A 21980-nucleotide genomic window follows, 5' to 3' on the forward strand; every position below is an offset into this window, starting at 1 on the left:
GAAGGGCACATATCTGCCTCTTTTGTGACCTCCAGATACTTGGCGTTCGTGCGAAGGGCACATATACGCTGTTTTTGTGACCTCCTATCTCCTCTTTCTCACTCGAAGGGCACGCAAACGCTAAAAAAACCATCAACTAACACGATCGGCACTCGTTCGGCTTTGTCCTCAATGTCTTTTATGAAAAGAGACCTGCGACTCTATAGTCGCAGGCCCTCATTACTTGTCCCATCAGAACAGTTTATTTCTTTGCTTGTAAAACCCAGTAACCTTTATCCAGGGCGATACGTTCCACGTTACCGAAGACATCGGTCATTCTTTGTTTGGCACTCGGGGCGCCTTGTTTCTTCTGAATCACGATGACGAGCACGCCGTCTTCAGCCAGATGATCATAGGCTTCGGAAATGATCTGGTGCACGACTTTCTTTCCTGCTCTTATCGGCGGATTGGAAAGCACAGCACCGAATCCCTTTTCTTCAACCTTCTCATATATGGAAGAAAGATAGATATCGACGTTCTTGATCCCATTTTCCTCAGCATTTTTACGAGCGAGATCGAGTGCACGCTCGTTGACGTCTACCATGTCTATCGATAGTTCAGGGTAGGCTTTTGCCAGAGACAAACCGACCGGACCATAGCCACAGCCCATATCCAGTACTTTTCCATTTGGAAATACTGACGGGTCAACAGCCTCGATCATGACCTGCGAACCGTAATCGACTCGCTCTTTAGAAAAAACGCCTGAATCTGTATTAAATTTCAGCGTATTGCCTTTTAAAGTCATTTCAAAGTTTTGTTCTTTATGTTTCGCATTTGGATTGGATGTGAAATAATGATCTGCCATTGTATAACGCCTCTTTCCGTTAGTTCTTTCCCTAACAGTATACTATGCAGACCTCGGCATCTCAATCATTCAGTCAGATACTGAAAGACAAGCGCATTAGCTGGCTGGTTCATAGTCTGCATTATACTTTGACTGTTTTTTCGACTCTTTTTCGTATTCCGGCTCATATTCCGGTTCTTCTTTCGGCAGGATCTGATTCAAAAGAATGCCTGTGATGGCGCTCAAGGCTGTTCCAGAGAGAGTCAGAAGTCCGGCAATATCGAACACTGCGCCGCCCAGGCCGATCACCAGCATTGAGCTGGCAATGATCAGGTTCCTTGACTGATTGAAGTCCACTTTGTCTTCGATCATCACTTTCAACCCATTGCTTGCGATGACGCCGTACAAGAGGATCGACATGCCGCCTAAAACCGCAGCCGGGATGGTTGAAATCAGTGCTGTGAATTTACCCATGAAGCTCAGAGCGACGGCAATGAAGGCTGCATTTCTGATGACTGAGACCGATGCGATGCGCGTCATTCCGATCACGCCGGTATTTTCTCCGTAAGTGGTATTGGCCGGTCCACCGAAGAAGGCAGACACAGCTGTTGCTGCTCCGTCACCAATCAGTGTGCGGTTCAGACCCGGCTCTTTCAGGAATTCACGGTCACAGATCTTCCCTAATACCGAGTGGTCCCCGATATGCTCAGCCACTGTCACCAAAACGATAGGCAGCAGTGCCAGGGCTTCAGGACCGAAGTAGAAATCGTAACTCTGGAAGGTGTTTGTTTCAAAAGGCAGGTACAGTTCCGGCAGAGCGATCCAGTTCGCTTCTCTTACCGCAGTAAAATCCACGATCCCAAGAACTGTGGCTAAAAGGTAGCCTCCGATTATGGCAACTAAGAATGGAATGATTTTCAGGAAGCCTTTTGCTTTCGTGTTGATAAAGGCCGCGATCAGGAAGGTCGTAACGGATACGACGATGACGCGCCAGTCTGAATCAGCGACAAATCCCGCATTCTGAACCGCGTTGGCTGCCAGTCCCAGACCAATGACCATGATCATCGGGCCGATAACGATCGGGGGAAGCAGTTTATCCACCCAGGACGTTCCGACTACCCGAACGATCCCTGCGATGATGATATATAAGAGTCCGACCATGACCACACCTGTCTGTGCGGCGCTGATATCTCCGCCCATTTGTTCTATCGCTATCTGCATGGCTGCGATATAGGCAAATGAGGACCCGAGATACACCGGTACTTTTGCTTTCGTTGCGATCTGGTAGATGAGTGTTCCCACACCGCTGGCTAAAAGTGCGACGGATACGGGCATATTGAGCAGGATGGGGACGAGGATCGTTGCCCCAAACATTGCGAATACGTGCTGAAGACTTAAGAACATCCCTTTCACCAAGGGCGGCTTTGCCTCCACGTCTAATATTAACGGTCGTTGTTGAATGGCCATAACTTATCATCCTTCTTTCTTATTTTTAGGCATAAAAAAATGCCCTTTTATTTTACGCAAAAAGGACCTTTAGATAAGATGGATGCTAAGCGGCATCGGGATACAGATCTTTACATCAGTTTCTGTGTACAGACTGTTCCTGTGCTTTTCAGCTATATGAAATTTTTCCATCCTTTTCTACCTCACGGGATAGAATTAAAGGAATTTTGCTTGCACTTAGTTTACCAAGTGCCTCCTTTAAAAGCAAGACTTAATTTAACGGCGTGTTTTAATAATTATCCTTTACTTAGAAGAGGGCGAACTTGTATACTAGATTTAACATATTTTGAAAGAGGTTACACATAATGAATGATCTGTCAAGAACGTTGAAACACTGGCTGGTGCTCGCGATCGCCTGCGGTATGTCCGCCAGTGCAGTCGGCCTTACAATGAATGTGATAGGGGTTTTCTACACACCGGTTGCTCAGGATTTGAATATTTATCGTGGGTCGTTCGCTCTTCATGCCACTCTGGCTTCTGTTGCTTTAGCCGTGATCTCTTTGTTCTTTACTACGTTACTTTATCGTTACGGCTGGAAAAAGGTCTTGATCGCAGGTGTCACTCTTGCTTCTTTATCCACCATGGCAATGGCATTCACGACTCAGCTGTGGGTTTTTTATATTCTGGGCATGATTCGCGGCATCGGTGCGGGTCTGTACGCCATGATCCCTTTATCGATGATCATTAATAACTGGTTTGAAGAGAAAAAAGGATTTGCCATGAGCCTCTCCTTTGGTTCTACCGGTATTGCGGGCGCTATCTTCTCACCTGTTTTCACAGCACTGATCAATGCTTTGGGATGGGAGTATTCCTTTGTCGTGATGGGTCTGATTATGATCGCCCTTGCCCTGCCGGCTATCCTTTATCGTTATGAACTGGACCCGAAAGACGAAGGCCTGCTTCCTTACGGCTACGATGAAGCAAAAGAATCCAGGCAGCGCCTGATCAAGCAGCCCAACTGGACCACTTTCTCTTATACGAATATAGCTTTCATACTGATTTTCATCATTGCGTTTACCCATACATCTATCGCAGGCATATCCCAGCATTTGCCCGGATACGCAGAATCCAACTTTCTTTCTGAACAGATAGGCGGCGTCCTCCTGTCTGCTGTGATGATCGGCAATATCACATTCAAGCTCATTATCGGCTCGTTAAGTGATACTGTCGGAATCGTTAAAGCCAGTGTTATTATGCTGGTATTAACGGCTGTCAGCATCGTTATGCTGCTGACGCTGTCAAACACGTATTTACTCATCTTTTCTGCTTTCTTATTCGGCACGGTCTTTACAGTTCCGGCTGTCGCCTTACCGTTATTAACAACTGAGTTTTTTGGAAAAGAGCTGTACGTCCGGATTTATCCGATCCTCTCTTTTTCAGCAGGGATCGGTGCCGCCTTGTCGATGACGCTTGTCGGTTATGCCTATGACTTTACCGGTTCTTATGTCCTGGCTTTCACGATCGCTCTGATTTTCATCGCGGTCAACATCCCACTGCTGTTCATTGCTCAAAAGCATGCACCAAAGCGAATCTGACACACTAATCATATCTACAGGCATGTGACTATATTCTGTCATATCTTAACAAAAAAGAGGCAAGGACATCACTCAATGTCCCCACCTCTTTTTTTCTGTACTTGCTTCCATTACTCATCTGTGGAATAAGTTGATCCCCTTGACGACTATGTGTTCAGGTGGCCGAATTGCTGGCACGAGCCTGAGAAATCACTGCATCGATGACGATCACAATGCCAAGCAGAACATTGACAGAGGCTTCATCATAAATATTTATTTCGTAAGTATCTCCCCATGACAGCCACTTTTTATTGATGTCCGCGATCACTTTATCGCCTTCTTTGATCATATAATCATGCGCCATAACGGAGCCTTCAATATGCCAGTCGGGGCCTAAAATCGTATAATTATTTTTGAAAAGGGTAAAGTCTTTTTTAACAGTAGCTACTTTTTCCCCTTTCTCATAGAGGTTGTATTCAGGCAGAAACCTCCATAAGGATTGTTCGATATAAAGCTGTTCTTCATTATCTATATTAAAGAGCCTTAGTTTTTTTGCAAAAGAGAAGAATTCCCCTTCGACATAGTACCTATCTCGCTCAACATCATCCTTTATTGAAAAGCGGTCTTTAAACGACCAGACTTTCTGTTTGATATATAAACGCATAGACGTTCCTCCTAGAGTTGTGATTGAGCACGCTGATAATTGACACGGGCAGAAACATTGGCGACCAGACCTAAAGAAACCGAAAGCACCATCAAGCTGGACCCGCCATAACTGATGAACGGGAAAGTGACTCCCGTAATGGGCATCAGACCTACCACGCCCATCAGATTGACCATCGACTGGATGAGGAACATCGCGGCTACGCCGATACTCAATATCGAATTAAAGGCACTCTTTGAACGGATCGCAGTCAGGATCATGCGTGACACCATCAAGGCAAAGACGAATAAAAAGATCGTAATGCCAAGCAGCCCGAATTCTTCTCCAATAATCGCGACGATAAAATCTGTATAAGGAAACGGTAGGTAGCCTGTTTTCTGCACACTGTTTCCGAAGCCTACACCAAGCAGACCGCCTCGGCTCAAAGCATAGTAGGAATTGACGAGCTGTAGACCGGCTCCTTCAGCTAGCTGAAACGGATCCCAGAACCCTTGAAATCGTCTATAGCGATTTTCATTAAGAAAAAACAAACGTGTTCCGTACACTTTGATCAGCTGAGTGAGCCCCAGTAGAGAAGTTACGCCGATTAATCCGAAGCCGGTGCCCAATTTAGGAGAAACACCGCTCGCAAAAATCGTGACAGTTCCGATCAGAACGATGATGAATGCCGAGCCTGTATCCGGCTGGACATAGATCATAAGCACGATCAGGCTCACTAAGCCTATAGGCGCAACGATAGCATTGAAGAAATTCTCAGTTATTATTTTCTGCTTCTTCGACAAGATATAAGCCAGATACCAGATCACAGTGAATTTAGTAAATTCAGCTGGCTGAATATTGAACAGCGGCGTTTCTATCCAGCCTTTCGCGCCATTGATTTCCCTTCCGAACAATAGTAAAAAACCAAGGGAAAGGGCAGTGATCAAGATACCGATCATAACATATTTCTTGTTTTTCAAGATTTTCAGCGGAAAAAACAGCGCCAGAAGAAACAAGACATATGACATCCCTACGAATATAATCTGTCTCGGCAGGTAATAGTGCGGATTCCCATAGTCATTCAGTGCGCTATAGCTGCTCGCACTGTAAACCATCATTATACTGAATACTGTCAGTAAAAGATAAGGGACGACTATATATTTATCTACGTGTTTCAGTCTTTCTTTTATCATCGTTCCACTCCTCTTCTACACATTTTATGACGTTCCCGGATGAAAGTCTTCTCCTTCGCCCGAGAAGAAATATGATTTATGATGGAAACGCATGGACATGATCAGGCCGATCCCCATCATGTTACCTAAAAGAGAGGACCCTCCCTGCGAAATAAAAGGCAACGGAATACCTGTCACAGGAAGCAGGCCGATATTCATTCCGATATTTTCCAGAACGTGGAAGGCTATCATCATAATAACGCCAGTAGCGATATACGCATAAAATTCATTTTTTGTATCATAGACGACCTTTATCATATGATAGACCAGAACAAAGTAGGTGAAGATCAGGAACGACCCGCCGGCGAAGCCAAAGTTCTCACCGATCGTGGCAAAAATCATATCCGACTCTCTGACTGGGACATAAACTTCACTTTCGCCGAAGCCTTTACCGAACACACCGCCTGAGCCGATGGACTTGAAGGCCTGTGTCACCTGATACGTTGCATCCGTCGATCCTTCATGCGGCCGGAGCCAAGTGTTGATCCGGGAAAACTGATACGGACTGAAAAGCCCTGTATTTAAAAGAAACTCCTGATTATATACCGCTAATAAGATGAGTGTAATACCGACGGTCGATATGACCAGGAAGATGGGAAGCAGGATCTGCCACTTGATGCCTGAAAGCAGCACCACTCCGATCAGGATCGCGATATACACGAGACCGGTCCCCAGATCGTTCTGCATGAAAACGAGCAGGATAGGTAATGCTGAATACAGCATCAGTTTTCCCATCAGCAGAAAATCACTTGAATAATCTCTGACTTTATAGGTGCTGTTGTGTCTGGTCACCGCTTTAGCCAGCATAAGGATGTAGGGAATCTTGACGAACTCCGACGGCTGTATGGTCCCAAGCGGTCCAAGTCGTATCCAGGATTTCCCTCCCGTACGCATCGCCAGGTTCCGGTCATAAATAAGAAGCGTTAGTATCAGCACGATGATGCCTAGAATATATAAATATGTGGTCATTTTCCATAACTGTTCCGAATCAAACTGCATTATAACCAGCATGGCGATCGTGCCTAACCCATACCACATGATCTGCCTCAGAGTCATTCCCAGCGAAGCATCCTGGATCAGTACGGTCGTTGAATAGAGCGATACGATGCTGATGATGGCGAGTAGCATCACTGATAAAATTATGCCATAGTCTATACGTTGAGGATATTTATCGTTGTTCATTTATTTCTCCCTTTCTTAAGTAAACATAGAATTCTGGTAAGCCTATAGGGAAGATCCCATTCAATGACACATTTTATCAGATATTCGGTCCGATTCATACGTTATAACAAAATTGACACAAAAGTGTAGAACAAAAAAACCCCTTTGCTATAAAGATACTCTTTACAGCAAAGGGATTCAATGTATTTAAGTTAAATTAAATTATTTAACTTCTACAGAAGCGCCAGCTTCTTCTAATTTACCTTTTAATTCTTCTGCTTCTTCTTTAGAAACATTCTCTTTAACTGGTGCTGGTGCGCCGTCTACTAAAGCTTTAGCTTCTTTCAAGCCAAGACCTGTAGCTTCACGAACTGCTTTGATAACTTTGATTTTTGCTGAACCTGCGCTTGTTAATTCAACAGTAAATTCTGTTTGTTCTGCTTCTGCAGCTGCGCCAGCTCCTGCTGCTGCAACTGGAGCTGCAGCTTCTACGCCGAATTCTTCTTCGATCGCACTTACTAAGTCGTTTAATTCTACGACAGTTGACTCTTTCAAGTCAGCAATGATTTTTTCAATATCTAATGCCATTTTTGTTTTCCTCCATTTGTAATTTAAATTAGTTTAGTTTCAGCTTGCCATACGACTGTATAGCAGTAAGTCAGTTGAATCGACTGCTTTACGCAGCTTCTTCTTCTTTTTTCTCTGCAACAGCTTTGATTGCCAAGGCTGTGTTTCGAACAGGTGCCTGAAGTACAGATAATAGCATTGAAAGTAGGCCGTCGCGGCTTGGTAGTGTAGCAATTTTGTTGATTTGTTCAACACTTGCAACTTTACCTTCCAATACGCCACCTTTAATTTCTAAAGCTTCTGCATCTTTAGCGAATTCTGCAATAATTTTTGCAGGGGCAACAACTTCTTCGTTACTGAATGCTACAGCAGTAGGTCCTTTGAAGACATCTACTAAATCTGACAAATCAGCTGCTTCTGCAGCACGACGAAGCATAGTGTTTTTCAATACGCGCATTTCAATTCCTGCATCACGTAATTGTTTACGTAATTCAGTGACTTGTTCCACTGTCAAACCACGGTAGTCAACGACTACGACAGCTTCTGCGTCTTGAAATTTCTTCGTAATATCATTGACCACTTCTTGTTTTTTTGCAATGACATTTGCTTTACTCATTGATGTTTCACCTCCTGATCGATTGAAATGAGGATTTCCCCTTATACTTACATCCAAAAAGAATTTATCGCATAAAAAAACCCCATGTCACCGTAGACATAGAGGGATCATAGTTGATTAATGTAATCACATGTGTCCTCGGTATGATATTAAGGCGTGAGCCACATACTGTCTTCGGTATTATCCGGTAATAGAATCTATCACCATCATTCATCAATGCATATTTAATTTAAGTTATTTCCTTAACCTGCATAAGTATAGCAAGCTATACCCTGCAGGTCAAGAGAAATTTCAACTTTTTTTATTTAGCAACTGTTGTTGGGTCTACTTTAACACCAGGGCCGAACGTGCTGGCCACTGCCATGTTTTTGATGTAAACACCTTTAGAGCTTGCTGGTTTAGCTTTTACGATAACATCGTGTAAAGCAGCCAAGTTCTCTTTAAGTTTTTCAGTTTCAAATGATACTTTACCGATCGGCACGTGTACATTTGACTGACGGTCGACACGGTAAGTGACTTGACCGGCTTTGATGTCGTTAACAGCTTTAGCTACATCTGGTGTAACTGTACCTGTTTTAGGGTTAGGCATTAAACCTTTAGGTCCTAAGACACGGCCCAATTTACCTACTTCAGCCATCATGTCTGGTGCAGCAACGACGACGTCGAAGTCTAACCATCCACCTTGAACTTTTTCTACAAGATCGCTGTCGCCAACGAAGTCTGCGCCTGCTTCTTCAGCAGCTTTAGCAGCATCGCCTTTTGCGAAAACAATCACTGTCTGAGATTTACCAGTACCGTGCGGCAATACCATTGCGCCACGCAGCTGCTGGTCTGCTTGTTTAGGATCGACACCAAGTCTGTAAGCTACTTCAACACTTGCGTCGAAATTAGCGTAATCGATTTCTTTAACTAATTCTAATGCTTCAGTTGCATCGTATTTGTTTTCTCTGTCTACTTTTTCCAAAGCAGCTAAGAATTTTTTACTCTTTTTCGCCATTATTTTTCCTCCTTATTGTGGTATTAACGGTTTGACCTCCCACTTGATCTCCGCACGCAATGGACTGATCAGTCAGTTACCATTGGTGATCACGTCGAGTGGCCTCGAATGACTGGATGCGGAGTCAGCAAGCAATGTGATCGTCAAATTAACCTTTGACAGTGAATCCCATACTGCGAGCTGTACCTTCGACCATGCGCATTGCTGCTTCAACACTAGCTGCGTTTAGGTCTTCCATTTTTGTTTCAGCAATTTCTCTTACTTGATCGCTTGTTACAGTTGCCACTTTTTTAGTGTTTGGTTCGCCTGAACCAGACTCAACGCCAGCTGCTTTTTTAAGCAATACTGCTGCAGGTGGTGTTTTAGTGATAAATGTGAATGAACGGTCTTCATAAACAGAAATAACTACAGGAATGATCATCCCTGCCTGGTCAGCTGTACGAGCGTTAAACTCTTTACAGAATCCCATAATGTTTACTTGAGCTTGTCCTAATGCAGGTCCTACTGGGGGTGCTGGGTTAGCTTTCCCTGCAGGTATTTGCAATTTCACGACATTAACTACTTTTTTTGCCACGAGACATACCTCCTTGATTTGTGTCCGTGAGTGGTTAAATGAGGTTTCAATTTTCCTCTCCCACTATGTTACTACACCTCACACTACGGATGTGTATAAGGCGCACTGACAAATATTACCATATTTTAATTGGAAATGCAAGGTGTTATTTAATCGATTTTTGAGATCTGATTGTAATCCAGTTCAGCCGTCGTTTCTCTCCCGAACATTTCGATCGATGCTTTGATTTTACCTTTTTCGGTTTCAAGAGCAGTGACATTACCTTCCATACCGGCAAAGGCGCCATCAGTGATCTGGATACGTTCACCTAACTCAAGGTCCATTTCCACTTTACGCGGATTGATTCCCATGCTGCGGAGGATCTGATCCACTTCATCCGGCAGAAGCGGAGACGGTTTGCTTCCCGCACCGTGCGAGCCGACAAAGCCTGTGACGCCCGGTGTGTTTCTGACGATGTACCAGGCTTCATCTGACATGATCATTTCCACTAAGACATAACCCGGGAACGTTTTTTCCATCTCGGTTTTTGACTTGCCGTCTTTTTCAGTGGTTTTTTCTTCTTCCGGTATCAGCACCTGCAGGATGTTATCTTCCATTTTCATACTTTGTGCACGTGATTCCAGATTTTGTTTTACTTTATTTTCATAACCTGAATACGTCTGCAGCACGTACCACGCTTTTGAACTCTCTAATTCTTCCATTTTGAACTCCTTTTTTTAAGTCTTATTTTTTCGTACTAAAAAAACCTTCTTTACACACTGTGAAAGAGAAGGTTTTCCATCGGTTCTCGTACTGTAGTATAGCACGAAGGTCTAGTAAATTCTACTGATTTTATGTTTTGTCATACTAAATTCAATAAAAAGGTAATGACTGAATCGACAGCATAAAAGAATACACCGAAGAATGCCATGACACCAAATACAGTCAGTGTATTTTTACGCATGGCTTCTTTTGTCGGCCAGGTCGTTTCTTTCAGCTCGTGTTTCACTTCGCCTAAGAATGTCTTAACTTTACTCATGTGGGCTGCTCCTTCCACTTTCACTTCGTTCATGTTATTTTGTTTCCCTGTGTAATGTATGTTTTTTACAATAACGGCAATACTTTTTTATTTCAAGACGTTCCGTACGGACTTTGTCGCCTACATCTTTCGTGTAGTTGCGTGACCCACACTCTGTACAAGCTAATGCTAATTTTTTCTTCATTATTTTTTCCTCGCTTCTTACGTTCCATATCTTAAGTTGATCAGTATCCTATTAACTTTAACATCTATACCAAAGCCTGTCAAATCAGTCTATTCGACCAGTTCAAACATTTCATCAGTGATTTCGACCTTGTGAGTGAGGTTGTCAGAAGTAAATACTTTCTTGTCTTTTGTAACATAGATAACATCCACATCGGGCATCTCATTGATATAGTCAAGGCCCTCTTCTACGCCCATTGCAAAAGCAACGGTCGCTATCGCATCGCCATCCATTGCGTTATCTGAAATGATACTGATGCCGGAGATATTGTTTTCAAAAGGATAGCCCGTTTCAGGATTGAGTATATGATGGTAGGATTTACCATCTTCTTCAAAGTTTCGTTCATAGATGCCAGATGTAACGATAGCAGAGTCTACCAGTTCAACCATTCCCATGATATCGCCGCGATCATCAAAAGGATCCTGGATCCCAACGCGCCACGGCTCACTTTCTCCACGGGTACTGTTTCCGACGACCACGATATCGCCACCCAGATCCACAATAGCCGTATTGACACCTTCTTCAACTAATATACGGGCCGCTTCATCTGTAATATAACCTTTCGCAATGGCCCCAAGATCTAATTCCATTCCCTTTTCCTCAAGATATATCGTCTGTTCTTCTTCATTCAGTTCAACTAAATTATAGTCGACGACATCTAGAACATTCTCCAGTTTTTCTTCTTCGGGTACTGCTGCATCTTCCTGCCCGATATTCCATAAACTGGTCATTGCACCGATAGTCGGATCAAATTTACCATCTGATACTTCGGCATAGTAAAGAGCCCTTTCCATAACATGAAAGACTTCCTCCGATACTTTTACAGGCTTTATACCAGCTTGACGATTCACTTCTGATATCTGTGAATCTTCTTTTTCTTTTGCAAACCATTCATCCAGTTCGGTGACTTTTTCAAAGGCAAGATCCAAAGCCTCCTCTTCACCTTCGTTAAATACTTTTATATTAGCGACTGTGCCAAGTAGAAACTCTGTTCGTTCGATCGGATTCTCAGCCAGCCCTCGTGGATCCCCTTCTTCACAACCAGTTAAAAACACTGTAGCTAAAGGGATACTCATTAACGTTAAAGCGAGTTTACTGCGCTTTCTCATTCTCATTATCCTTCCATTCATTTTCTCTGTACATATTACAACAAAAGTGCTATCCTGTCTATGTTTTCACAAGATAAGTTCTGGTATAATAATTTTTTAATGTAGATAGCTAACTGGACCGATTTATGGCAAACTATAACTAGTACAACTAAGCCTAGTAGAAAAGGATTTTTCCTATGAACCGCACACAAAAAATGATCTATATATCGCTGCTCTCAGCTCAGGCTGTCATCTTGGGTCTGATCGAACGCAGTATTCCCTTCCCCTTTGCTTTTGCACCTGGGGCAAAGCTCGGGATCGCCAACTTAATAATTATTGTCGCCATCTACACCCTGCCGTTTAAAGACAGTTTCAAAGTGGTGTGGATGCGCCTGTTGATGACCACCCTGCTCGGCGGCACGCTGTCCACCTTTCTTTACAGTACAGCCGGTGCCCTGCTCAGTTACTTCGGCATGTTGTTCGTCAAGTTTGCGGGCGGTAAACGTGTCAGCATCATCGGGGTCAGCGCGACTGGCGGTATCCTCCATAACCTGGGACAGCTCCTCGTAGCCAGCTCTATTGCCCAGACCTGGACGGTGCTTCTGTATCTCCCGGTATTATCTTCTATGGGGATCCTGTCTGGGATCGCCATCGGGATCGCCGCCAACTTTTTGATGGAAAAAGTCTCCACCATCCAGCGCTTCCGGCAGGAGAACGATGAAAAAAAAAGCCCTGAATTCAGAAAAAAGCTGAATGAGAGCTTATCATAGTAAACAAAAAAAGCCCGGAGAGGCTTTTTTTGTTTGGACAGAAACTATTCAATGAATACGAAGTTATATAAATGTTTGCTCTATTCTTAGCCATCACATGAAATGTTTGCGGTACTTTTCAGTACAGCGATGTTTGGCATTCATGACTTTCTCTTTCGTGCACTCCAGGTCTACAGCGATTTTTTCAAAAGAGTAACCTAAAAAGCAGCAAAGACATACTTCTTTTTCGAAAGAAGACAAATAGTTTATGTATTCTTCCATGGTTTCATTCACTATTGGTTTATCTTCTGGTTGAATAGTTTTGGATGGACCGGCCAGCTGATAGCCGTTTTCTTCCAGCACACTTTCCAGTGATAAGGCCTCTTTATAAGACTTTCGTTTTAATGCGTTACTCTTTCTGATCAGGCGATTGAAGTGATTATCCAGATTCAAGCAGACATACTGATTAAAACTCATCCCTCTATCTAGTTCATATTTTTCTACAGATTCCACTAAAATCAAGCAGGCTTCCTGATATAGATCATCCCGTTCATAGCCTTTGATAAAGCGCCGGTACGTTGACTTTCTTAACAAGGCTTCACTACGTTCCAGAAGATCCGGAAAAAGTGAAGAGTCTCCTGACTGGATCCGAATGATCATGCTGTCGACGATCGGGTCACTTACATCCTTATATACTTTCGTTTCTTTCCTTTCTTTCGTCTCTTCTTTTTCTGTATATAACTGCATCCTTTCTTCTCCTTCTGTTTATTGTGTCTAACAATAACAGAACAGTACATTTATAGTTTCTGGTGATGTATCCTTTGAAAGCGTTTCATTTAATTATACTTACTTTTAAATTAAAAAGTCATTATTTTTATTTTGTTTGTGAGTGAATTCTAATAAATATATATATAAAAAATGCGTAAGACTGACAGGATTCATCAGCCCTACGCATGTTTTACACTGTATTTTACTTATCCTGTTTTTTCACCATATTATAATACAGCGACTGGAGGTTCTTCAGATCCTTATCTTTTAGAGGGGAGTTGCGCGACCGGTTCTGCATGCGGTACAGCGTACTGTCCAGGGCGATGTTCTTCTTTGTCCGCTTGACGTCTTTGTAAAGTTCATTGGCGGATTTACGTGTGGCGCCGCGTTGGAAGATCAGCCACTGTTCTGCCAGATCCGACGTGGCGACCTGGACGTGCGTGACAAGGAGGTTTTCATCTCCGATAGCCTTTTCGATGTAGCTGTCGGCTGTTTCCCCTTCACTTGTAAAGATGACCGCCACCTCGTACTTGTCATAGCGCTGAGCGATGCCGGGGACCAGCTGGGCGTCAAAAACGATGCGTATCTCGATCCCTTCATACTTGGCATAGTTTGAGAGCTCATGCAGGAGAAGATCCCGTGCATCTGCCATTTTATCCAGCCGCTTCAGCTTCACCAGTTCAGGCCAGGCTCCAATCATATTATAGCCATCCACGTACAGCAGTTCTTTTTTCACTTAACTCCCCTCCTTTCAAGTTTTTTATTATGATTTTATAAGGCGTTGCGTTTTCTGAATACTTCGTACATTAGAAGCCCTGAAGCCACACCGGCGTTCAGGCTCTGGACATCCCCGACCATCGGGATCGACAGGGTTTCATCCACTTTCTCTTTCACCAGGCGGGACATCCCTTTACCTTCACTGCCGATGACGAGACCGACTGGTGACTCGACATCCCAGTAGCGGTAGTCTTTGCCTTTCATATCAGTCCCGAAGATCCAGAGACCACGGTCTTTCAGTTCATCGATGGTCTGCGCCATGTTGGTCACACGGGCTACCAGGACATGTTCGATCGCTCCGGCAGAGGCTTTCGCTACAGTAGAGGTCAACCCTACTGCGCGGCGTTTAGGGATGATCACACCGTGTACCCCGCTGGCATCGGCAGATCTCAGGATCGATCCCAGATTATGCGGGTCCTCGATCCCATCCAGAAGCAGAAAGAATGGTGCTTCGTTTTTCTCCTCGGCTTTTTCGAATAGCTCATCGAGGGTTGCATAGTTCACCGGACTGGCAGCCAAAACGAGGCCCTGGTGATTGCCGCCATCAGACAGATTGTCCAGTTTTGTTTTAGGTACAAAGGACAGCTGGACTTTGCGTTTTTTTGCTTCGCTGACCACTTTATTGATCTTATTATCAGTCAGACCGTCCTGAACGAACAGCTTGTTCACGTCCCGTTCGGACCGGAGTGTCTCCAAAACCGGATTCCTGCCGTAGACCATTTCATCATCGGTGATGGTCGATTCATTATTGTCGTGTTTCGGTTTTTCGTTAGTGTTTCGTTTTTTTATTGCCATGTTGACATCTCCTCCCTCTTTACAGTTCTTTGATTTTTTAAGTTTCTTCGATTTTTTCGATACACCAGCTGATCAGTTCCTGCAGACGGTCTGCTTCACCAGTCAGGTAAAGAAAACCGATCAGCGCTTCAAAGCCCGTGGACTGACTATAGGTCTTTGAGTCTGCGTTCTTGGCTTTCGAATAACTCTTGGCATTGCGTCCGCGTTTATAGTACTCCAATTCCTCTTCGGTCAATATTTCCTGGTCAATCATTTTTCCTATCAGAAAAGACTGGGCTTTCGCCGAGACATAGCCGGTCGCAGAGACGTGCAGTCGGTTCGGCTTTGTTTTACCGGAATAAATAAGGTGTTCTCTTATCGCCTGTTCATATAAGGCATCTCCCATGTAAGCGAGCGCCAGACCATTCAGCTGTTTCGGGTCGACCGTTCGGTTCATCTTATTCTCCCCGTTTCCAGCGCACACCCTGAGGCGTATCTTCTAAAATGATATTTTTCTCTTTCAATAGATCCCTGATCTCATCTGCCCGCTGGAATTGGCGTTCTTTCCGCGCCGTTTCTCGTTCTTCGATCAGTTTTTCGATGTCATCGTCCAAAAGATCATTCGTTGCTTCGATCGTTATACCAAAAACATACATGAATTCTTCGATCAGCTGCATGGCAAACTCTAAAACGACCCGGGAAACTTCCGGTTCTTCGAGATAACGGTTGAGGAAACGTACCAAATCATAGACGACGGTGATGCCGTTTTGTGTCTGAAAGTCATCATCCATGTGCCGGATAAATTCCTCTTTAAATGCTTCCAGCTGATCCATTTTTTCGCTGTCCGAATCAAGCGCTGTTTCTGCCTGTTCCAGACGACGAGACGCATTGAAATAAGACGTCTCGATGCGGTTTAAATTAGTCTTGGCTTCTTCTATCGCATCCAGTGAGTAATTGATCGGACGGCGATAGTGAGCGGTAGACATAAAGAAGCGCAGCGCCTTCGGATCATGCTTTTCTCGCAGATCTTTCACCAGGACCACATTCCCGATGGACTTGCTCATCTTCTCTTCGTTCATCGTGACAAAGCCGTTATGCATCCAGTAATTCGCAAAGGTCTTGTGGGTCTTGGCTTCTGTCTGGGCAATTTCATTCTCATGATGAGGGAACGCCAGATCCTGACCTCCGGCGTGGATATCAATGGTATCCCCCAGATATTTCGTTGCCATCACTGAACACTCGATGTGCCAGCCCGGTCTGCCTTTGCCCCAAGGTGAATCCCAGCTGATCTCGCCTTCTTTGGCTGCTTTCCATAAGGCAAAGTCCAGCGGGTCCTCTTTTTTGTCCGTTTCATCACCTACACGGTTGCTTGCACCCAGTTCCAGATCATCCAGGGAGATCCGGCTCAGGCTTCCGTACTTTTCAAAACGACGGGTACGGTAATACACATCCCCCTCTGATTCATAGGCATAACCCTTGTCTATAAGCGCTTCAACGAAGGCTATGATATCCGGGATATTCTCCATGACGCGCGGCGCATGGGTCGGTTTTTTCACTTCCAGTGCCAGTGTGTCAGCATAGAAGGCATCAATAAATTTATCTGCCACTTCCGGAGCCGTTTGGCCAAGCTCTTTCGCGGCTCGAATGATTTTGTCATCCACGTCTGTGAAGTTGGAGACGTAATCGACGTCGTACCCTCTATAAGTGAAATAACGCCTTACCGTATCGAACGCAACGGTACTTCTTGCATTTCCGATATGAATGTAGTTATAGACCGTCGGCCCACAGACATACATTTTCACTTTTCCTTCTTCCAAGGGTACGAAGGTTTCTTTTTTTCGTGTAAGTGTATTATAAATGTGTATCATCTTGCGCGACTCCCTTCTTCTGTAAACGAGTTCCGGACTTCTGACTGATCAGAATCCGTCAAAAAGAAAAGCCACACAACCGGTTGAAAGAAAGTTCGGGTTGCATGGCTTCATGGCCTTTCTTAACAGCTTATGCCTTAAAAGGATTTGATCAAATCTTGTGCTTTTTTGATATTGGCAATCGCTTTTTCTCTTCCCAGTAATTCAATTGTGTCGTTTAACTGAGGCCCGTGTTCCTGTCCTGAAACTGCCACACGGATAGGCATGAAGAGATTCTTACCTTTGATCCCTGTTTCTTTCTGAACAGCTTTGATCGCTTTTTTGATTTCGTCCGCTTCAAACGGTTCAACTGTTCTCAGCTGCTCAGTGAAGGCATCCAGGACAGTCGGTACGGTTTCACCTTTCAAGACTTCCTGTGCTCCTTCTGACCAGTCCAGTGTGTCTTCAAAGAATAAACCGGCAAGCTGAGTGATCTGTGCCGCATAGCTCATTTGTTCCTGATACAGACCGATCAGCTTTTTGATCCATTCGCTTTTTTCTTCCGAAGGGTTGGCTTCGACATAACCCGCTTCAACTAAATGCGGGATCGCTCTCAATGTCAGTTCACCTGTATCCATGTTTTTCATGTACTGATTGCTTATCCATTCCAGTTTGCTTGCATCAAAAGCAGCTGGTGATGTACCCAGACGGTTGTGATCGAACATTTCAACGAATTCTTCTTTGGAGAATAACTCGTCTTCTCCAACTGGAGACCAGCCCAGCAGGGTAATAAAGTTGAATAAAGCTTCAGGCATGTAACCCAGTTCACGGTACTGTTCGATAAACTGCAGGATCGTTTCATCACGCTTGCTCAGCTTTTTACCTGTTTCGGCGTTGATGATCAGTGTCATGTGTCCGAAACGCGGAGCTTTCCACTCGAATGCGTCATAGATCATCATCTGTTTTGGTGTGTTAGCGATATGATCATCGCCTCTCAATACGTGAGAGATCTTCATGTAATGATCATCCACCGTTACGGCAAAGTTATAGGTCGGCATACCGTCACGCTTGCGGATCACCCAGTCGCCGCCGATCGAATCAGCTTCAAAGGATATGTTCCCTTTCACCATGTCATCGAACGTATACGTAGACCCTTTAGGAATACGGAAACGAACGACCGGTGTGATGCCTTCTTCCTGTTTGGCTTTCTGTTCAGCCGCAGAAAGATTGGCACATTTCCCGCTGTAATGAGGCATTTCGCCACGGGCACGCTGCGCTTCACGTTCGGCCTCCAGTTCTTCACTGGTACAGTAACACTTGTAGGCATTATTGCTGGCTAAAAGCTGGTCCACCAGGGGATCATAGATGTCTTTACGTTCGGACTGACGGTAAGGTCCGTATGGTCCGCCTACGTCTGAACTTTCATCCCAGTCGATACCAAGCCATTTCAAGTTGTTCAACTGGCTTGTTTCTCCAGTTTCTACATGTCTTTTCTGATCAGTATCCTCGATACGGATGATGAAATCTCCGCCGTGATGACGGGCAAATAAATAATTGAACAACGCCGTACGCGCATTCCCGATGTGTAAATGTCCAGTCGGACTCGGTGCGTAACGTACACGAACTTTTTCTGTCATAATTGAACGCTCCTTATTGTTTTACTTCAAATATTTTTCATTGTCGCAGTAGTATAAACTTACCATTATTTCGCAGATTCTTCCACTAGAACCGGCAAATACTAAATGATTGGTCTCAGCTTTCCTTAAGCATGCGCGCCATCTGATAATCAAAGGCTGTGGTCAGTTTGAAATTATCGTCCGACCCCGAAATGACTTTGACTGGATAACCTGCACGCTCGACGAGCTCAGTTTCTTCATTGCCATAAAAATGCTCCTGTTCGGCCTGATCCACCGCCTGTTTCAATACTATGGAGTCAAACAGCTGCGGCGTCTGAATATGCCAGACTTCCGGTCGAAAAAGTGAACGAACCACCCTTTTGTCTCTGACGATTTTTATCGAATCTTTAGCTGGTATGCCTAGCGTGACAGCAGGCGATGCTTTTCCCGCCTGGATCAGAGCATCCAAAAGGTCTCTTGTCACAAACGGCCTGGCCGCATCATGGATCATGATTTTCCCTTGATCTGTGCGAGTCATTTGAGCCAGGGCACGTGCGACACTATCCTGTCTTTCTCTGCCGCCGATGACCCATTGTATTTTTTCTGGCATCTCTTTGTATAGGTCGATCAGATAGTCTTGGATGAGGGGCTGATTAACAGCGTTCACGACAAACCATATTTTCCGGCAGTCAGTGTCCTTATTGAAAAGTCTGAAAGAATAATCGAATACAGGCCGGTCTGCCAGAGGCATCAGGACTTTGTTCAATTTTTCCGGATGATGAAATCGCCTAGCCGATCCCGCAGCCAGGAGTATGACTTCATAGGGATCAGCCATTGGCATCTTTCCTGTTATCCAGTGATTTCTGATCGTTCGCCAGTTTGGCAAAAATCATACGTCCGGCATTGGTCTGAAGTGAACTCGTCACCACAACATCGACCATTTCATTGACATGGTGCTTGCCTTCCTCCACAACGACCATTGTGCCGTCATCAAGATAAGCCACTCCCTGGCTGCGTTCGGTACCGTGCTTCACGATCATGACCCGCATGGCTTCTCCCGGTATCACAACAGGCTTGACAGCATTGGCTAATTCGTTGATATTCAGAACAGATACATTCTGGAACTCAGCCACTTTATTCAGATTAAAGTCATTAGTGATGACCATACCATCCAGTTTTTTTGCTAAATGAACCAGTTTCAAATCGACTTCTTCTGTCTCAGGAATGTCACTGTCATCCATCTCAAGCGCGATACTTTTTTCTTTCTGCAGGGCATTCAAGATATCCAGTCCGCGGCGCCCTCTTACCCGTTTCAGACTGTCTGAAGAATCTGCAATATACTGCAGTTCTTTGAGTACATAGTGAGACACGACAAGTACACCTTCAAGAAAACCTGTTCTGACGACATCGAGGATGCGCCCGTCAATGATGGTACTTGTATCCAGCACTTTGTATTTACGGAAGGTTTCACCTTCTTTTCGATCTAATACATCGCTGTTCTCCTTCTCGGGGATCTTAGGTGTAAAGAGACGTCTGATCTCTTCCCTTCGTGACGTCCCCAGCTGGAACCCTCCGTAGGCAAGGGCCACTGTTAAGATGAATGGAAACACGTCGCTTATGAAGATAATGTTCAGAGCATTCAAACCATAACTAAATAATAAAGCAAGAATAAGTCCAATAATCGCACCAATGCTCCCGAACATGAGATAAGAGATACTCATTTCACTGAAAATCTTTTCCACCTTAGCAATAGCTTTTTCTATCGGTTTAACGGCTGCCAGAGCCCCCATATAAAATAGTGCTGCTCCTAAAACCATGCCAATAATTGGATGCAAAAGCCAGCTAGGCGCACCCTCCCAGTTTGCTATCAAATCCGGGAAGACATTATAACCTAAACTGCCACCAACTAAAGTAAACGTGAGCAGTATCAATTTCGTTACCATTTACTCCCTCCTTTTCGTTAATATATTTTTATACTCTATCAGTATACCAACCTTAGTTATAAATACGAATAAATCCGGCTTTTTCATTACGAAAAAGCCCGTTTTATCGCTTCAGACAACGTGGTACATCCAATCACTTCTATGTTTTTGGGCATGTCCCAGCCGTCTTTATTGTTTTTAGGAATAAAAATACGCTTGAACCCCAATTTAGCCGCTTCTTTGACACGCTGCTCGATTTTAGAAATACTTCTTATTTCACCTGTCAGACCGATTTCGCCTATGAAACAGTCCGTTGGCCGTGTCTCTTTCTCTTTATAACTGGAGGCAATACTGATGGCGATGGATAGATCGATAGCCGGCTCGTCCAGGCGTACGCCACCTGCAGCTTTCAGGTAAGCATCCTGATTCTGCAGCAGGAGGCCGGCGCGTTTTTCCAACACGGCCATGATCAGGGAAACCCGCGAGTAATCCAGTCCGCTGGATGTCCGTTTGGCATTACCGAAAACAGTTGGAGATATCAGTGACTGGATCTCAACGAGCATCGGACGTGTCCCTTCCATCGCTGCAACAACGGCCGAACCTGTCGCTCCCGCCAAGCGTTCTTCTAAAAAGAGCTGTGACGGGTTCAAGACCTCTTCAAGACCACCATTCTTCATCTCAAATATCCCGATTTCATTCGTCGAGCCAAAACGGTTCTTAACGGCTCTCAGGATACGGAAGGTATGGTGCTGTTCGCCTTCAAAATAAAGTACAGTATCCACCATATGTTCCAGCATTCTCGGACCGGCGATCGCACCTTCCTTGGTCACATGACCGACGATGAAAATAGCGATCTCGTTCATCTTCGCTATCTGCATCAATGTGGACGTCGATTCTCTTACCTGAGACACACTTCCGGAGGCACTGTCGATATTTGCGTGGTGCATCGTCTGGATCGAGTCGATGATGACGTAATCCGGTTTCAGCGTTTCGATCGTTTCCTGTATGGCAGTCACTTCAGTCTCCGCATATAAATAAAAGTCGGTCCCGCGAAGTTCCAGCCGTTCCGCTCTCATTTTTATCTGAGCGGTACTTTCTTCACCGGAAACGTACAGTACTTTCCCGCCCTGCTGGTTCAACTGTGCTGAAACCTGCAGGAGCAGCGTGGATTTCCCTATACCCGGATCTCCACCGATCAGAACGAGTGAGCCGGGAACGACGCCACCACCCAGGACACGGTTGAATTCAACCATTTTTGTTTTTACACGTTCTTCTTTTTCTATGGTTATGTCTGTAATAGGTTCCGCCTTGGATGCTTTACCCGACATGGTCACACGGCTTCGGCTGTCGGATTTATCTGGCAGTTTTTCTTCGACCATCTGATTCCAGGTGCCGCAGCTTGGACATTTCCCTAAATATTTCGGAGATTCATAGCCGCAGTTTTGACAGACAAATACAGTTGCTTTCTTTTTTGCCAATTCATAGACTCCTTCAATTATCAACTTGATGTAAAAATATCGACATTACTTGATTTCTCTTCATTGCACAACGCCTGAACAGGATTC

At 44.6% G+C, this 21980-nt stretch carries 24 protein-coding genes and 1 other annotated feature; of the genes, 2 read left to right on the forward strand and 22 right to left on the reverse strand.

Annotation, left to right across the window (positions count from 1 at the left end; all coding sequences use genetic code 11):
* Positions 1-241 precede the first annotated feature (241 nt).
* Positions 242-844 carry a class I SAM-dependent methyltransferase gene (locus BMX84_RS09845; RefSeq protein WP_091489316.1) on the reverse strand — a complete coding sequence of 201 codons (603 nt, stop codon included), beginning with the start codon at positions 842-844 and terminating at the stop codon, positions 242-244.
* 96 nt (positions 845-940) lie between these two features.
* Positions 941-2290 (reverse strand): uracil-xanthine permease family protein, encoded by a 1350-nt coding sequence (locus BMX84_RS09850; RefSeq protein WP_091489317.1) that lies wholly within the window; start codon positions 2288-2290, stop codon positions 941-943.
* Between the two features lie 344 nt (positions 2291-2634).
* Between BMX84_RS09850 and BMX84_RS09855 the strand changes: the two genes are divergently transcribed.
* A complete protein-coding gene (locus BMX84_RS09855) occupies positions 2635-3864 on the forward strand; it encodes an MFS transporter (protein ID WP_091489319.1) in 1230 nt (409 codons plus the stop codon).
* Between the two features lie 154 nt (positions 3865-4018).
* On the opposite strand, the gene BMX84_RS09860 is transcribed toward BMX84_RS09855, so the two are convergent.
* From BMX84_RS09860 to BMX84_RS09910, 11 genes are all read right to left on the reverse strand, one after another.
* Entirely contained in the window at positions 4019-4507 is a 489-nt protein-coding gene (locus BMX84_RS09860; protein ID WP_091489320.1) for an LURP-one-related/scramblase family protein, read from the reverse strand.
* Between the two features lie 11 nt (positions 4508-4518).
* A complete protein-coding gene (locus tag BMX84_RS09865) occupies positions 4519-5679 on the reverse strand; it encodes an FtsW/RodA/SpoVE family cell cycle protein (protein ID WP_091489322.1) in 1161 nt (386 codons plus the stop codon).
* Between the two features lie 24 nt (positions 5680-5703).
* On the reverse strand, positions 5704-6900 hold the full coding sequence (locus tag BMX84_RS09870; protein ID WP_091489323.1) for an FtsW/RodA/SpoVE family cell cycle protein: 1197 nt from the start codon (positions 6898-6900) through the stop codon (positions 5704-5706).
* A gap of 201 nt (positions 6901-7101) precedes the next feature.
* Positions 7102-7467, reverse strand: a complete 366-nt coding sequence (gene rplL / locus BMX84_RS09875) for a 50S ribosomal protein L7/L12 (protein ID WP_091489325.1) — start codon at positions 7465-7467, stop codon at positions 7102-7104.
* A gap of 88 nt (positions 7468-7555) precedes the next feature.
* On the reverse strand, positions 7556-8062 hold the full coding sequence (gene rplJ / locus BMX84_RS09880) for a 50S ribosomal protein L10 (RefSeq protein WP_091489327.1): 507 nt from the start codon (positions 8060-8062) through the stop codon (positions 7556-7558).
* Between the two features lie 64 nt (positions 8063-8126).
* Positions 8127-8258, reverse strand: a sequence feature (ribosomal protein L10 leader region).
* Positions 8259-8363: 105 nt separating this feature from the next.
* Complete coding sequence (rplA, locus tag BMX84_RS09885; RefSeq protein WP_091489328.1) at positions 8364-9059, reverse strand: 50S ribosomal protein L1; 696 nt, start codon at positions 9057-9059, stop codon at positions 8364-8366.
* Positions 9060-9207: 148 nt separating this feature from the next.
* Entirely contained in the window at positions 9208-9633 is a 426-nt protein-coding gene (rplK, locus tag BMX84_RS09890) for a 50S ribosomal protein L11 (RefSeq protein WP_091489330.1), read from the reverse strand.
* Positions 9634-9782: 149 nt separating this feature from the next.
* The gene (gene nusG / locus BMX84_RS09895; protein WP_091489331.1) at positions 9783-10334 is read right to left on the reverse strand and encodes a transcription termination/antitermination protein NusG; all 552 of its coding nucleotides are present in this window, start codon (positions 10332-10334) and stop codon (positions 9783-9785) included.
* 140 nt (positions 10335-10474) lie between these two features.
* The gene (gene secE, locus BMX84_RS09900; protein WP_091489360.1) at positions 10475-10651 is read right to left on the reverse strand and encodes a preprotein translocase subunit SecE; all 177 of its coding nucleotides are present in this window, start codon (positions 10649-10651) and stop codon (positions 10475-10477) included.
* A 34-nt stretch (positions 10652-10685) separates the two neighbouring features.
* Complete coding sequence (gene rpmG, locus BMX84_RS09905) at positions 10686-10835, reverse strand: 50S ribosomal protein L33 (RefSeq protein ID WP_091489333.1); 150 nt, start codon at positions 10833-10835, stop codon at positions 10686-10688.
* A gap of 89 nt (positions 10836-10924) precedes the next feature.
* Complete coding sequence (locus BMX84_RS09910; RefSeq protein WP_177165537.1) at positions 10925-11983, reverse strand: FAD:protein FMN transferase; 1059 nt, start codon at positions 11981-11983, stop codon at positions 10925-10927.
* A gap of 176 nt (positions 11984-12159) precedes the next feature.
* Here BMX84_RS09910 and BMX84_RS09915 point away from each other — a divergent pair, with 176 nt between their 5' ends.
* A complete protein-coding gene (locus tag BMX84_RS09915; RefSeq protein ID WP_091489336.1) occupies positions 12160-12732 on the forward strand; it encodes a Gx transporter family protein in 573 nt (190 codons plus the stop codon).
* 93 nt (positions 12733-12825) lie between these two features.
* On the opposite strand, the gene BMX84_RS09920 is transcribed toward BMX84_RS09915, so the two are convergent.
* The 9 genes from BMX84_RS09920 to radA form a co-directional block, all read right to left on the reverse strand.
* Positions 12826-13458, reverse strand: coding sequence for a sigma-70 family RNA polymerase sigma factor (locus BMX84_RS09920; RefSeq protein ID WP_091489338.1), 633 nt, complete (start codon positions 13456-13458; stop codon positions 12826-12828).
* Positions 13459-13681: 223 nt separating this feature from the next.
* On the reverse strand, positions 13682-14215 hold the full coding sequence (locus tag BMX84_RS09925; protein ID WP_091489339.1) for an NYN domain-containing protein: 534 nt from the start codon (positions 14213-14215) through the stop codon (positions 13682-13684).
* A gap of 35 nt (positions 14216-14250) precedes the next feature.
* Entirely contained in the window at positions 14251-15051 is an 801-nt protein-coding gene (gene rlmB, locus BMX84_RS09930) for a 23S rRNA (guanosine(2251)-2'-O)-methyltransferase RlmB (protein WP_091489341.1), read from the reverse strand.
* Positions 15052-15088: 37 nt separating this feature from the next.
* A complete protein-coding gene (locus BMX84_RS09935; protein ID WP_091489343.1) occupies positions 15089-15487 on the reverse strand; it encodes a Mini-ribonuclease 3 in 399 nt (132 codons plus the stop codon).
* A gap of 1 nt (position 15488) precedes the next feature.
* Positions 15489-16898 carry a cysteine--tRNA ligase gene (gene cysS, locus BMX84_RS09940; RefSeq protein ID WP_091489344.1) on the reverse strand — a complete coding sequence of 470 codons (1410 nt, stop codon included), beginning with the start codon at positions 16896-16898 and terminating at the stop codon, positions 15489-15491.
* 137 nt (positions 16899-17035) lie between these two features.
* Entirely contained in the window at positions 17036-18514 is a 1479-nt protein-coding gene (gene gltX / locus BMX84_RS09945) for a glutamate--tRNA ligase (RefSeq protein ID WP_091489346.1), read from the reverse strand.
* A 115-nt stretch (positions 18515-18629) separates the two neighbouring features.
* On the reverse strand, positions 18630-19328 hold the full coding sequence (locus BMX84_RS09950) for an IspD/TarI family cytidylyltransferase (protein ID WP_177165538.1): 699 nt from the start codon (positions 19326-19328) through the stop codon (positions 18630-18632).
* Complete coding sequence (locus tag BMX84_RS09955) at positions 19321-20436, reverse strand: PIN/TRAM domain-containing protein (RefSeq protein ID WP_091489349.1); 1116 nt, start codon at positions 20434-20436, stop codon at positions 19321-19323. Before BMX84_RS09955 ends, BMX84_RS09950 begins: the two co-directional genes overlap by 8 nt.
* A gap of 86 nt (positions 20437-20522) precedes the next feature.
* On the reverse strand, positions 20523-21893 hold the full coding sequence (gene radA, locus BMX84_RS09960) for a DNA repair protein RadA (protein WP_091489350.1): 1371 nt from the start codon (positions 21891-21893) through the stop codon (positions 20523-20525).
* Positions 21894-21980: the final 87 nt, after the last annotated feature.

Origin of the sequence: Alkalibacterium putridalgicola (assembly GCF_900109825.1) — a bacterium.
Classification (GTDB): Bacteria; Bacillota; Bacilli; order Lactobacillales; family Carnobacteriaceae_A; genus Alkalibacterium; species Alkalibacterium putridalgicola.